Source organism: Bartonella sp. A1379B, assembly GCF_002022485.1.
Lineage (GTDB): Bacteria > Pseudomonadota > Alphaproteobacteria > Rhizobiales > Rhizobiaceae > Bartonella > Bartonella rochalimae.
The window spans coordinates 1,528,821-1,541,976 of the sequence record NZ_CP019780.1; the positions used below are offsets into that span (position 1 = coordinate 1,528,821).

Annotated in this window: 11 protein-coding genes and 1 pseudogene; 5 read left to right on the forward strand and 7 right to left on the reverse strand. The window is 35.3% G+C overall.

Annotation, left to right across the window (positions count from 1 at the left end; genetic code table 11):
- The first annotated feature begins 45 nt into the window (after positions 1–45).
- Positions 46–738 carry a Tim44/TimA family putative adaptor protein gene (locus BA1379B_RS06595; RefSeq protein WP_078692534.1) on the forward strand — a complete coding sequence of 231 codons (693 nt, stop codon included), beginning with the start codon at positions 46–48 and terminating at the stop codon, positions 736–738.
- Positions 739–805: 67 nt separating this feature from the next.
- A pseudogene (locus BA1379B_RS06600) lies at positions 806–1,299 on the forward strand (Smr/MutS family protein).
- A 6-nt stretch (positions 1,300–1,305) separates the two neighbouring features.
- Here BA1379B_RS06600 and BA1379B_RS06605 read toward each other — a convergent pair.
- From BA1379B_RS06605 to BA1379B_RS06620, 4 genes are all read right to left on the reverse strand, one after another.
- Positions 1,306–2,034: a Fic/DOC family protein gene (locus BA1379B_RS06605; RefSeq protein ID WP_078692535.1), complete on the reverse strand. Its 729-nt coding sequence runs from the start codon at positions 2,032–2,034 to the stop codon at positions 1,306–1,308.
- A gap of 375 nt (positions 2,035–2,409) precedes the next feature.
- Positions 2,410–3,414: an Hsp33 family molecular chaperone gene (locus tag BA1379B_RS06610; protein WP_035005519.1), complete on the reverse strand. Its 1,005-nt coding sequence runs from the start codon at positions 3,412–3,414 to the stop codon at positions 2,410–2,412.
- Positions 3,415–3,437: 23 nt separating this feature from the next.
- On the reverse strand, positions 3,438–4,379 hold the full coding sequence (gene argF, locus BA1379B_RS06615) for an ornithine carbamoyltransferase (RefSeq protein ID WP_035006632.1): 942 nt from the start codon (positions 4,377–4,379) through the stop codon (positions 3,438–3,440).
- 4 nt (positions 4,380–4,383) lie between these two features.
- Complete coding sequence (locus BA1379B_RS06620) at positions 4,384–5,589, reverse strand: aspartate aminotransferase family protein (protein WP_078688211.1); 1,206 nt, start codon at positions 5,587–5,589, stop codon at positions 4,384–4,386.
- Positions 5,590–6,007: 418 nt separating this feature from the next.
- Here BA1379B_RS06620 and BA1379B_RS06625 point away from each other — a divergent pair, with 418 nt between their 5' ends.
- The gene (locus BA1379B_RS06625) at positions 6,008–6,541 is read left to right on the forward strand and encodes a GcrA family cell cycle regulator (RefSeq protein ID WP_035005522.1); all 534 of its coding nucleotides are present in this window, start codon (positions 6,008–6,010) and stop codon (positions 6,539–6,541) included.
- Positions 6,542–7,473: 932 nt separating this feature from the next.
- On the opposite strand, the gene BA1379B_RS06640 is transcribed toward BA1379B_RS06625, so the two are convergent.
- The 3 genes from BA1379B_RS06640 to ccmA are packed head-to-tail and all read right to left on the reverse strand — an operon-like array spanning position 7,474 to position 9,584.
- Positions 7,474–8,250 (reverse strand): heme ABC transporter permease, encoded by a 777-nt coding sequence (locus tag BA1379B_RS06640; RefSeq protein WP_078673492.1) that lies wholly within the window; start codon positions 8,248–8,250, stop codon positions 7,474–7,476.
- A gap of 45 nt (positions 8,251–8,295) precedes the next feature.
- Positions 8,296–8,961 (reverse strand): heme exporter protein CcmB, encoded by a 666-nt coding sequence (gene ccmB / locus BA1379B_RS06645; protein ID WP_035005526.1) that lies wholly within the window; start codon positions 8,959–8,961, stop codon positions 8,296–8,298.
- A complete protein-coding gene (ccmA, locus tag BA1379B_RS06650; RefSeq protein WP_078673493.1) occupies positions 8,958–9,584 on the reverse strand; it encodes a heme ABC exporter ATP-binding protein CcmA in 627 nt (208 codons plus the stop codon). The genes ccmB and ccmA overlap by 4 nt, the downstream gene beginning before the upstream one ends.
- A gap of 287 nt (positions 9,585–9,871) precedes the next feature.
- Between ccmA and acnA the strand changes: the two genes are divergently transcribed.
- The gene (acnA, locus tag BA1379B_RS06655) at positions 9,872–12,559 is read left to right on the forward strand and encodes an aconitate hydratase AcnA (RefSeq protein ID WP_078692536.1); all 2,688 of its coding nucleotides are present in this window, start codon (positions 9,872–9,874) and stop codon (positions 12,557–12,559) included.
- Between the two features lie 235 nt (positions 12,560–12,794).
- Positions 12,795–13,061 (forward strand): 30S ribosomal protein S20, encoded by a 267-nt coding sequence (rpsT, locus tag BA1379B_RS06660; RefSeq protein ID WP_078692537.1) that lies wholly within the window; start codon positions 12,795–12,797, stop codon positions 13,059–13,061.
- Positions 13,062–13,156 lie beyond the last annotated feature (95 nt).

Below are 13,156 nucleotides of genomic sequence, written 5' to 3' on the forward strand. Positions count from 1 at the left end.
TGACTGCAATGATAATCATTTAACGCTGGGAGATTGACAACACTCATGGAATTTGACATCGTACTAATAATAGCTCTTATTATAGTAGTTGTAGTTTTTGTGCAACTACGGAATGTACTAGGAAAACGGATTGGTTTTGAAAAGCCTCCCTTTGATTCTTATTCAGGGTATACTAAAAAGCCAGTTGAAGTAGAAAAGAACGATAAGATTGTTTCTTTACCCGACCAATCTTCTTCACAAAAGAGCGATTTTAGCGAAATTGATGCCATTGCATCAGAAGGAAGCAAATTAAACAGTGGTTTGCGTTCTATTCGTCAGTTTGATCCTTCTTTTTCTCCTCAATTTTTTGTGAATGGTGTTCAAATTGTCCACGAAATAATTATGACAGCCTTTGCGCAAGGTGATCGCAATCAGCTTAAAGAACATCTTTCATCGGATGTTTTTGAAAGTTTTTGTGAGGCTATTGAACTACGCGAAAAAAATAATGAAAGAATTCAATTTACTTTTGTGGGGATTAGTAAGATTGAATTTATTGCAGCAGAAATGCAAAAAGAAGAAGCGTTTTTAACAGTACGTATTGTTAGTGAAATTATTTCTGCAACTTATAATGAACAAGAAGAATGCATAGAAGGGAATCCTGAAGCTATTATAGAAATTAGAGATATCTGGACTTTCGTTCGCAATATTACATCTAAAAATCCAAATTGGAAGCTTTTTGCAACGGAAGATGAAAATTAAAATTATTATTGGTTTATAGAAGATTTTTCATAAAATTACACGAGATTAAAGAGTTTAATGACTAAGGATGAAAGAAAAAAATCCACTGGTTTCTCAAGACTATTTTTATGGGAGCAGGTTTGTCGTACAACAGTCCCACTTTTTCAAGAAAGTCAACAGAAGCAGAAGCCAACGATAGTTAAAGAGCAAAAGAAAAAAATAATTAAAGCAAAGAAAATGCAGTGTTTTGATCATACTGTGCATCGTAAAATTGCAAAAGGTCTCTGTCGTATAGAAGCGCGTATTGACCTTCATGGTTTGATACAAGATGAAGCGTATCGTTGTTTAAAAGAATTCTTACAATCATCTCATCGTTGGGGATTACGTTATGTTCTAGTGATAACAGGAAAGGGTCATTCACACGGAAGCAATGGCGTTTTGTGCCAATTTGTCCCTTATTGGTTATCAACACCTGTTTTTCAATATTATGTCTAGGCTTTTGGACAAGCAGCTCATAAACATGGAGGCAGTGGCACTCTTTATATTCAGTTACGTCGTTTTCTGCAAAGAGAAAAAATGTAAACCTATTTAGCGCATGTATGGATGAGTATTGTATCCTAAGTGTTTTAAGCGTCGTCTATCCGAAGTAATACGTAGTCTGCACTCTAGATAAGTGATTTTTTTGAATATAGAATGCATAGGCTTTAAGTCGTTATCTCGTAGTGCACTAATACAAGCATTTAGCATTTCATCTTCTGTTATCTTTGAAAAATCGAGTGTATAACCTGCATTTTGGGCAAGTCTTTGAAAGAAAAAACGTTGTGTGTGTCCATTTCCTTTTTTAAAAGGACGTATATAGTTGAGAAAGGAAAACATTTCTGCTGTTTCAATGGCAAATTTTTCGTGTGACAAACCTCGCAAATTGTTTTTTTCAACGAGCATTTTGTCAAATTCTTTAAGACCTGTCTGAATTTCTTCACCAATTGCAAAAAAAGTATTCGAAATTACTTTTTTAACTTTTGGTTGGCAGGCGATTGTTCCATCGAGAAACATAAATGGAACGTCACGAGTATGTCCAGCCCACTCAAACGTTTTTTGATACAAACACATATGAATATGTTTTAAATAAGAGGAATCAAATTGTTTTGGCAGAGGCTCGTAGTATAGATTAACGATTGCTTGTATTACATTATGTATACATATCATCTCAAATGTTTCATAGCATTTTACCCTATATTTATTCTTTAGCGTGAAACTATTTTGATAATCATTTTGATAATTATAGTTATGGAACGATACTGAAATGTCTTCTTTCATTTGTTGCAATTGCTTTCAAATTACTAGCACTAAATTACCTTTAAGAAGATTAAACTTCTCTCATTAATAACCTTCTCCTTAAATTTTTAACAGGTAACTACATTTACATTTTAAAATTTTTATCATTTCATTTTACAGTATAATATTCATGAAAAATTCCACAAAAAAGTTTTTAAATTTTGTAATAAATAAAAAATAAATTTAGAATCTTAAATCTCCGCATCAATAAAATATTCCAAATTTCAAAAAGACAATATGAAAAATATATCAATTAATAATTATGCGCAATAAAATTTATAATAAGTTTGTGGTTTTTAGCATAAGATTTTTAAATAGAAAAAAATTTGTCTGTTACAGAAATAATTATTTTATGCTTTATATTTGAAAAAGTTCTTCTGGTTTGAAATAGTAAACCGTTGAACAAAATTCACAGGTAACAGAAGTTTGTTGATTTTCTATTGTTTGAGCACGTTCTTCAACAGAAAAGCTTTCTAATATTTCTTTAATTTTTTTTCGTGAGCAAGAACACCGATTTGTTATAGGAAAGGTTTGAAAAACTTTTACACTTCGTTCGTGAAAAAGGCGGAAAAGTAATCGTTTAATACCAACTTGGGGATCTGTAAGTTCTTCACTGTCAATGGTTGCAGTGAGCGCTTTTACTTCCTGCCATTGGTTTTCGAGTTGGATACAGTTTTTTGTTTCGTCTAATTTTGTATTTGTTTGGCATGGTGTATGATAAGGAGAAGCTTTGGGCAAGAGTTGAGTTAAAAGCCCTGCTGCTCTCCAGCTTTTTTGTATTTTGTCCTGTTTATTATGGTTAATTAAGGTAGAAACTGCTAAACGGAGATCAGTAGGTATTTGTTCTGATTGGTTAAAATAAGTACGAGCAGCTTCTTGAAAATTTGAACCATCTAAGGCGACGATTCCTTGATAGCGTTGTGTATAGGAGCTTTGGTCAATAGTGAAAGCCAAAGTCCCTTTTCCAAGAAGCATTTCTGAAGATGTTTTACCATTCGCTATAGCCTGGTTTAATTTTTCTTTATCAAAACGAGCGTAACCACGTAAATTTGAGGGAGGAACAAAATCACATACTAACATATTGACTGGTCCTTCAGAATGAGTTTGTAAAATAAATTTTCCTTCAAATTTCAATGATGTTCCAAGTAAAACAGTTGTAACTAAAGCTTCTGCTAGAAGATAAGAAACAGGATCAGGATATTGATGTTTGGTGAGAATGGAATTTAAGCTTTCTCCAAGTTGTACACCGCGTCCACGAATATCTAGTTCTTCGACTTGAAAGGGAATAACGGTATCATCTTCATTCTGATAAAAATTATTTAAATAGATTTGATCTTTAGATTTTTTGTCTTCGTTGTTCATATTTTTGCTTTTTAAAGTTTATTTCATAAATTATTGGGTTGAAAAAACGCATCTTGTAAACACCAGGAAAGGATTGCTTTTTGAGCATGCAGGCGATTTTCAGCTTCATCAAAAACAACAGAATGTGGTCCGTCGATTACAGCGTCTACAACTTCTTCACCACGATGAGCAGGGAGGCAGTGCATGAAAAGAGCATCAGGTTTGGCACATGCCATTAAAGCTTCATTGACTTGATAAGGTTGAAAAATGGAATAATTTTGGGCACGAAACTCTTGTCCCATAGAAACCCATGTGTCGGTAATAATACAATCAACGTTCTCAGCAGCTTTTTGAGGATTATGAGTGAGCATAATATGTGCTCCTCGTTCGCGTGCCCAGTTTATATATTTTTCTTGGGGTTCACTTCCTTGCGGTGTAGCGATATGCAGATGAAAATTGAAAAGAGCTGTTGCTTCGATTAAAGAATGAAGAACATTGTTGCCGTCTCCCATCCAAGCAAATGTTTTGCCAGCAATAGTGCCACGGTGTTCTTCATAGGTAAGGATATCTGCTAAAATTTGGCAAGGATGTGTGTCATCTGTAAGAGCGTTAATGACAGGAATTTGCGCATATTGCGCTAATTCAAGCATCCGATGATGTGCTGTGGTTCGTATTATTATGGCTTCTACAAAGCGTGATAGTACACGTGCTGTATCGGCAATTGTTTCACTATGACCAAGCTGCATTTCAGATCCCGTTAACATGATTGTTTCTCCACCAAGCTGACGCATGCCAAGATCAAAAGAAACTCGGGTTCGTGTAGAAGGCTTTTCAAAAATCATTGCTAGTGTTTTACCAGAAAAAGGTTTTAAATTTTCTCCTGATTTAAAGGCAGCTTTGAGGATTTTTGCATAATCGATAAGAGCACGTGCTCTTTGTGGAGTTAAAATAGATATATCGGTAAAGTGGTGAAGGGTATGTGTCATAATATTATATTTGTCTTTTTTTATTTGTTTGCGAAAGATAAGCAATAGCTTTTTCAATCCGATGCAAACCTTCATATATTTCTTCTTCATTGATTATGAGAGGAGGCAAAAAGCGAACAATATTATGACCAGCTCCAACACTGAGAATATGTTCATTATCGAGTGCAGTGATAACTTCATTTTGAGGAATGATACATTGCATACCCATCATAAGGCCTGTACCTTGAATTGTACAGATAATATCAGGATAAGTGTTTAAAATGTTTAAAAGTCCCTGTTTTAGCTTATTACCCATATGTTGTACATGATTAAGAAAACCCGGTTCTAAGAGTGTATCAAGAACACTCTTGCTTACAGCTATGCCAAGGAGATTGCCTCCAAAGGTTGTACCATGGGTTCCTGGTGTCATGGCTTTTGCTGCTTTTTCTGTTGCAAGACAAGCTCCTAACGGAAAACCACCACCCAGCCCCTTAGCAAGAGTGAGGATATCTGGTACGATATCATACCATTCATATGCAAAAAGTTTTCCTGTACGTCCGATTCCGGTTTGAACTTCATCTAAAATTAATAATAATTGATTGTCATTGCATAGTTTACGTAGCATTTTTAAAGTTTCATAAGGAGTTGTTCGCAATCCACCTTCTCCTTGAATCGGTTCAATAAGGATAGCTGCAGTATTTTTATTGATAGCATGACGTAAAGCTTTTTCATCATCAAAGGGTACTTGAATAAAACCACAGACTTTTGGGCCAAAACCTTCAAGATATTTTTTTTGTCCACTAGCAGCAATCGTTGCAAGTGTACGACCATGAAATGCACCTTCAAAAGTAATGATTTCGAATCGTTGTGGTTGATCCAATGTATAATGATAGCGACGAGCAGTTTTGAATGCACATTCTAATGCTTCAGCACCAGAATTGCAGAAAAAAACTTTATCAGCAAAACTGTTAGCACAAAGACGTGCAGCAAGTGATTCTTGTTCAGGCGATTCAAAAAGATTAGAAACATGCCAAAGTTTTTCAGCTTGTGTTTTAAGGGCATCAATAAGCTTTGGGTGTGTATGTCCTAAAACATTGACAGCAATGCCAGATGTGAAATCAAGATACTTTTCTCCTTTATCAGAGATAAGCCATACGCCCTTTCCTTGTGTAAAATGCAAGTGACGTCGAGCAAAAGTATTATAAAGTGATTGTGTATAGATGGTATTCATCGTTATACTCTTGATTGTTTAAATGCTGTAATACAACATTTGAAAACTATGATCTATTTGTTTACGCATTAATATAGTCTACTTCATTATAATGAACTATCGTGCTAATTGATAAAAAATCAATTAAGGTTTCGAAAAGGTATCTTTGTTATGAAAAAGTTAGAGTTAAAATTTTTTCTACGATTTGTTTGTAAGTTGGGGAAAACATTTTAAAAGAACGTTATTAAAATATAATAACTCTTGTCATAGAGTTAGTGCATATTATAGTTTGGGGAAATAAACAAAATTGGATTTCTATTTGTAAATTCCGCGATTGGTTAGATTAAAAGGTCTTTTATTGAGCTGTTCGAATATAATTAATATATTCGAAGATGCAGTTGAAAGCCTTTCGGTGAGATAATTGGAATGGGGTTCTAGTATGGGTTGGACATGTGAGCGCGTTGAACTTCTTAAGAAGCTTTGGAGTGAAGGTTTGAGTGCAAGTCAAATTGCAGTTCAGTTGGGTGGGGTCAGCAGAAATGCTGTGATTGGTAAGGTACACCGGCTGAAATTACCAGGGCGCGGTAAAACAACACAAGTAGTATCACGTGCACAAAAAGTATTAACAGGTGTTAATTCATCAACGTCGCGGATACGTCGTACAACGTCATCGATGTTACAAGACAATTGCTCTTCTGACGATTCTAAAGCTGCAAATTTAAGACAAGGGCTTGTCATGGAGAGTGTAACAGAAGAAAACATACCTGAAAAATCAAATGTAGTTGTACCTATGTCACGTAATCTTAATCTTTTACAATTGAATGAAAACACGTGTAGATGGCCTGTTGGAGATCCTCTATCATCAAACTTTCATTTCTGTGGCGCTGATTCTAGCGAAAGTAGTCCTTATTGTGATTTTCACGCTAAAATAGCATTTCAACCAGTATCAGAAAGACGGCGAATAAGAATATGAGATGAGTAAATAGCCAAAATCTTGCTTTATAATTTAGGTTATATCAATTATTTTGTTATGAAAACAGCTATTCTTTAATACTAAGTTTAAAAAAGAAAATATGTTAAAGATACAATCCTAGTTATAGGAGATATTTGCTTTTATGAAATTGAGACAGTAGTTAAAATTTTCACCCAATTTCATATGTTATAGGTTTACTACGGGAACATTGCCTTAATATGGATGTGGAATGAGCTTTTTGTGGTTATATAGCTTCTTTCATCTTTGGTAATTCATGTATACCCTAGTTAATAGCTGTAAGATATGAAGCATTAAAACCAATTAATTACAAACTATTGTCAAAATTGGTTAAAAAACGTCGGGTATTATTTTAGTCATTATAATGAATTGAGATAAGAGCAAAACACTGATTTTTTGCGATTTCTTTAAGAATTGAATGTTCTACATGACAAAGTAGGCACCAAGACATCCAAAAAATTAATCAATGTTATGTATCCTTTAACGTGTACGAAATTTAAAGAGTCTTTACTATTCACAAAGGAAGTTGGATTTGAGGAGCGATTTTTCCAACTAATATACTTAAGTAAAAAAAATGTCATAGAATTTTTGCTTTCTATAAAGTTAAAGAAGAATACAACTGCAAAAAAAATGGATACAAAGATTTCTAATAAGACAGGCAAAGGTTTGCTTTAGTTAGTTCTGAGAGGGATGGTTTTCATTGTATTGTTTTTCCCAAATTGTTTCTTGTATTTGAAGTTGTTTCAGAATTTTTTTTTGGCGCATACTTTTATAAAGGATATATCCAATAAAACAAAATAGAACACTTGCAGAGAGGATATAACTTAAAGCAACAATTTGCTGATGGTTTAGGGTTCCAAGGAAAAGATCAATTCGTTGGACAAAATTTCCAAAAGCTTCATTTTGAGTGTTATTTAATTGGAGCATGATGAAGAGTCCTGATGTTGAAAATGATGAGTTGCTTTAATTTGAAGTGTTTTAATATAGCGATGGGTAATTTCATTTTGCATAGCTATTAGATGCAAGACAATAAACATGAAGATAAAACAAAACATCATTGTTATGAGAGGCCATAACATGGCACGATCAATGGTTGTACCTTCTACCCGTAAAAGTGATGCTGGTTGATGAAGTGTATTCCACCAGTTGACAGAGAATTTGATAATAGGAATATTAACTAATCCAACTAATGTTAAAATTGCTGTAGCGTATGCAGCTTTGATTTGGTTATCAAAAGAATAAGCAAGAGTAATAATGGCAAGGTAGATAAAAAACAAAATTAAAACCGATGTCAATCTAGCGTCCCATACCCACCATGTTCCCCACGTAGAACGTCCCCAAAGTGCTCCTGTTATAAGTGCTAAAGCTGTAAAGATAGTTCCGATGGATGCGCCACATTTTAGTGCTATGTCAGCGAGACGATAGTTCCAGATCAGGCTTCCTAATGCAGCAGCACTCATTATAATGTAACAAAAGGTAGACAACCAGGCAAATGGAACATGAATATACATAATTTTAACAGTAACACCCTGTTGATAATCATCAGGGGAATATATAACCAAAACAAGACCTAAGATAAGAAGAAATAATGTTATACTAGTTAACCAAGGTAAAGCCGCACTACTTATTTCCATGAAGTGGGTTGGATTTGCGAGGGAAATTTTCGTTTTTTTTCGCGATAATTTATTCATAAATTTATAATAGGCAGATTTTTGCTTGGGAGCAATTATCTTTTGTTATTCTGATAGGTATTTGAGTGTTATAGCTGTTACAAAAGAACTAAAAAGACCAAAAAAGAGTGAAAAAGCAGACAGAAAAGCGAGAGCAGGAAGGAAAAAAACTTTTGATGTTATTGGAGCTATGGCAGCTGTAACACCAAAAATTAAGATTGGAATTGTCCATGGTAAAATAATAATAAAAATGAGCATTGTGTTATGCGATAATGATGTTGCTAAAGCTGCTCCAATTGCACCAATGAAAATGAAAGCAGGTGTTCCACATAAAAGGGTTAGAATTGTTGTAAAGGTTATTAGAGTATCTAAATGAAGCATAAATGCTGCGATAGGGGTGATAAAGATGAGGGGGAGCATAGTTCCTGCCCAATGTGCAAGACATTTGATGAAAACAATCAATGTTAAGTTTTTTCTTTGACCAAAAAGAATAAGTTGATCGAGATTTCCATCATCGCAGTCGGTTTGAAAAAGTTTATTAAGATTGAGTAGCCCTGCAAGAAGAGCACTTAGCCATAATATGCCTGGACCTATTCGTGAGAGAGTATTTGAATCTGTTCCCAGGGTAAAGGGAGTTATGATAATGATCGCTATAAAAAATAAAGGTCCTGTTAATAAAGAAGTTTGTGATAATAAAATTAATTTAAGGTCGCGCCAAAATAGTGCTTTCATTTTATTTTTTTCCTAAGGGGATAAAAATGCTCTAAGGCAATGATGTGGTGTTCTTTTAGACCAAGAGAAGTATGAGTTGCTGCAATAATCATTCCTCCTTGATTGAGATGACGTTGAAATAATATTGCAAAGATCGTTTGAGCATGGCGATCAAGTCCGGATATTGGTTCGTCTAGAATCCAAATAGGGCGATAAGAGAGGAGTAAGCGAGCAATAGCTACACATCTTTTTTGTCCAGTTGATAGAATATTAAAAGGTAAATGTGCGAGATCAGAAAGACCAATCTCTGCAAGAGCATCATGGGGATGGTAGAAGTGTTGTCCATAAAATTCAGCCCAAAATTTTAGATTATCAATAACAGATAAGCAGGATTTCATGGCATTTTGAGTGCTGAGATAGTGACATGCAAGTGCCAGAGGGTATATTTTCCCCTTGTCTTCTAACTTTAAATCGCCTTCAGTAGCTTTAAAAAGGCCGACAATGATTCGCAATAATGTAGATTTTCCAACACCATTTGGGCCTGTGATTGTCATCAGTTGTTGTGTGGATAAACAAAAAGAAAGACCTTGAAATAAAGTTTTTTCATTTCTATGTGCCGTTAGATTTTTACCCGATAACATCATAATAATAACCCGTTATTCTATTATTTGTTAATTTTTATTGCATAATAAAGTAAAAAACACGTTTTTTATGAAATTGTATCTAGAATAGTTCTAGAAATAGTTCTATAAGGCACGTATTACGCCAGTAGTCGGTTTGGGACAGGTTTGTGGTCTGAATTTACCGATAAAAGAGCGGGGAATGAATAGCGGACATGATATACCCGCATTCAAACTGCAATCTTGACCTGCAGTTTGTGTTGTTCGTTCTGAGGAATGGGGTGATTTGTAGTACTTAAGGGTGAACAGTTATGTCTCAAATTGATAGTTTTAATTGTCGCAGAATTTTAAGTGTTGATGGTAAAGAGTATATTTATTACAGCTTGATTGAAGCAGAAAAGAATGGGCTTGAAGGAATTTCCCATTTACCATTTTCGATGAAAGTTCTTCTTGAAAATTTGTTGCGGTTTGAAGATGGTCGCGTAGTCAAGAAAGAAGATATCCTGAATGTCGTTCAGTGGTTAAATGATAAAGGGCATTCTGGTGTGGAAATTGCTTATCGCCCTGCACGTGTTCTCATGCAAGATTTTACAGGTGTTCCTGCTGTTGTTGATCTTTCTGCTATGCGAGACGCTATGGACAAGCTTGGAGGGGATGCTGAAAAAATCAATCCACTTATTCCTGTAGATCTTGTCATTGATCACTCAATTATTGTTGATGATTTTGGTAATTCAGGGGCATTTAAGACAAATGTCGGATATGAATATGAACGCAATAGTGAGCGCTATCGTTTTTTGAAGTGGGGACAGCAAGCATTTAAAAATTTTCGTGTTGTTCCTCCTGGCACAGGGATTTGCCATCAGGTAAATCTAGAATACTTAGCACAATGTGTGTGGACAAAAGCTGATAGTAGTTGTCAGACAGTTTATCCTGATACATGTGTAGGAACTGATTCCCATACAACCATGGTTAATGGTCTGGGTGTTTTGGGTTGGGGTGTCGGTGGTATTGAAGCAGAAGCAGCAATGTTAGGGCAGCCGGTTTCAATGTTGCTACCTGAAGTGATTGGTTTTCGTTTAACTGGTAAACTTAAAGAAGGCGTAACAGCGACTGATTTAGTCCTTCTAATTACGCAAATGTTACGCAAAAAAGGTGTTGTCGGTAAATTTGTTGAATTTTTTGGTCCTGGACTAAAATATATGACACTTTCTGATCGTGCTACGATTGCAAATATGGCACCAGAATATGGTGCAACTTGCGGTTTCTTTCCAATCGATAAAGAAACAATCCGTTATCTTAATATGACAGGGCGTGATGAGAGTCGCATTGCTTTGGCGGAGGTTTATTCTAAGGCGCAAGGAATGTGGCATGATGAGAAGGTTGGAGATCCTGTCTTTAGTGATACAATTGAATTGGATATGGGAGATGTTGTATCTTCTATGGCTGGTCCCAAGCGTCCAGAAGGGCGTATTTCCTTAGAAAATGTTGGGCAAGGTTTTGAGCAAGCACTGGTTGATGATTATAAGAAAATCAGTAAGCAAAATGATCGTTATAAGGTTGAAAATAAAGATTATGACATTGGTCATGGAGATGTCGTTATTGCTGCCATTACCTCTTGTACGAATACATCAAATCCAAGCGTTCTTATTGCCGCTGGTCTTTTAGCGCGTAATGCTGTAGCGAAAGGTCTCAGGAGTAAACCATGGGTTAAAACTTCTCTTGCACCGGGATCGCAGGTGGTTGAAGCTTATCTTCTTGATTCAGGTCTTCAAAAAGATTTAGACGTTTTAGGATTTAATCTAGTAGGATTTGGGTGTACGACATGTATTGGGAATTCTGGTCCTTTGTCACCAGCTATTTCTAAAGTCATTAACGATAATGGTTTAATTACTGCAGCAGTTCTTTCAGGTAATCGTAACTTTGAAGGACGTGTATCACCTGATGTGCAAGCAAATTATTTAGCTTCACCTCCATTGGTTGTTGCGCATGCGCTAGTAGGAACAGTGCGTAAAGATTTAACGAAGGAGCCTCTTGGTATAGGTTTAGATGGTCAACCTGTTTACTTAAAAGATATTTGGCCGACTTCTGAGGAAATACAGGAGTTTATTGAACAAAATGTTACTCGTAAGATTTTTATTGAGAAATATAGAGATGTATTTAAGGGAGATGAAAATTGGCAGAAAGTTCAGGTTCCAGCTGGTGTTACCTACTCTTGGGATGATCAGTCAACTTATGTGCGGAATCCTCCTTACTTCGATAACATGCTTAAAATTCCTGGTACATTAGCAGATATTAAAAATGCGAGGATTTTGGGTTTATTCGGTGATAAGATTACGACTGATCATATTTCTCCTGCCGGTTCTATTAAGATTGATTCGCCTGCAGGAAAATATTTGATTGATCATGGTGTTAAAGTAGCTGATTTTAATCAGTATGGAACACGTCGTGGAAATCATGAAGTTATGATGCGTGGGACCTTTGCAAATATCCGAATTCGTAATTTTATTCTTGGAGAAAATGGTCGTGAAGGGGGCTATACAGTTCATTATCCGTCAAAACAAGAAGGATCTATTTACGATGTAGCAATGACATATAAACAAGAAGGAGTTCCCCTTGTTGTTTTTGCTGGTATTGAATATGGTAATGGATCGTCTCGAGATTGGGCAGCTAAAGGCGCTTATCTTCTTGGTGTAAAAGCAGTAATTGCTCAATCTTTTGAGCGTATTCATCGATCTAATCTTGTTGGGATGGGAATTGTTCCTTTTGTCTTTGAAGCAGGTACAAGTTGGCAATCGTTAGGATTAAAGGGTAGTGAGAAAGTAACAATTGAAGGAATCAATGATTTGCAACCTCGTCAGAAGATAACAGCTACAATAACTTTTATTGATGGCACAGAGAAGAAAGTGCGATTATTATGTCGTATTGATACTGAAGACGAATTAGATTATTTACGTCATGGTGGTATTTTGCAATATGTTTTACGTAATTTGGCAGTTTAAACAATGTAAGCAATAGAAACTCAATTTACTTGTTATTGGAAATATATATTTATAAAGTAGTTGATTGAGGAAATGCTTCGCTAATTTTATACTTATTTAAAAAATTAATTGACGTTAGCTTGAATGTTAAGTTATAAGTTTATAGGTAATGAATAGCTGTGTAGTTTGGAATTGTTTGTCTCAGTATCAACAGAGTTTAAACTGTTTGTACTGATCAGTTAAGAGAGATATGTTTATGGCAAATACACCTTCAGCTAAAAAGGCTGTCCGTAAGATCGCGATGCGTACGCAGTTCAACAAGGCTCGTCGTTCGCGTGTTCGCACTTTTATTCGTAAATTGGATGATGCTTTAGCTTGTGGTGATAAAGCATTGGCGGAGGTGGCATTTAAAAATTTTGAGCCTGAAATTATGCGTGCGGTTTCTAAAGGGGTTTTTCATAAAAATACTGCAGCCCGAAAAGTTTCGCGTTTGGCTAAACGTTTAAAAGCTCTTAAAGCTTAATTTTACTATATTTATATAATTAAGCTTCGCTCATTAACCAGCATCTAAATCGGTGCTGGTTTTTTAATTCATTTTTCTCAGGAAAGTGATTTATT

Excerpts from the sequence above, each read along its gene's own strand:
- BA1379B_RS06595 (WP_078692534.1), top strand. The coding sequence starts at position 46 with ATGGAATTTGACATCGTACTAATAATAGCTCTTATTATAGTAGTTGTA.
- BA1379B_RS06605 (WP_078692535.1), bottom strand. The coding sequence starts at position 2,034 with ATGAAAGAAGACATTTCAGTATCGTTCCATAACTATAATTATCAAAAT.
- BA1379B_RS06610 (WP_035005519.1), bottom strand. The coding sequence starts at position 3,414 with ATGAACAACGAAGACAAAAAATCTAAAGATCAAATCTATTTAAATAAT.
- argF (WP_035006632.1), bottom strand. The coding sequence starts at position 4,379 with ATGACACATACCCTTCACCACTTTACCGATATATCTATTTTAACTCCA.
- BA1379B_RS06620 (WP_078688211.1), bottom strand. The coding sequence starts at position 5,589 with ATGAATACCATCTATACACAATCACTTTATAATACTTTTGCTCGACGT.
- BA1379B_RS06625 (WP_035005522.1), top strand. The coding sequence starts at position 6,008 with ATGGGTTGGACATGTGAGCGCGTTGAACTTCTTAAGAAGCTTTGGAGT.
- BA1379B_RS06640 (WP_078673492.1), bottom strand. The coding sequence starts at position 8,250 with ATGAATAAATTATCGCGAAAAAAAACGAAAATTTCCCTCGCAAATCCA.
- ccmB (WP_035005526.1), bottom strand. The coding sequence starts at position 8,961 with ATGAAAGCACTATTTTGGCGCGACCTTAAATTAATTTTATTATCACAA.
- ccmA (WP_078673493.1), bottom strand. The coding sequence starts at position 9,584 with ATGATGTTATCGGGTAAAAATCTAACGGCACATAGAAATGAAAAAACT.
- acnA (WP_078692536.1), top strand. The coding sequence starts at position 9,872 with ATGTCTCAAATTGATAGTTTTAATTGTCGCAGAATTTTAAGTGTTGAT.
- rpsT (WP_078692537.1), top strand. The coding sequence starts at position 12,795 with ATGGCAAATACACCTTCAGCTAAAAAGGCTGTCCGTAAGATCGCGATG.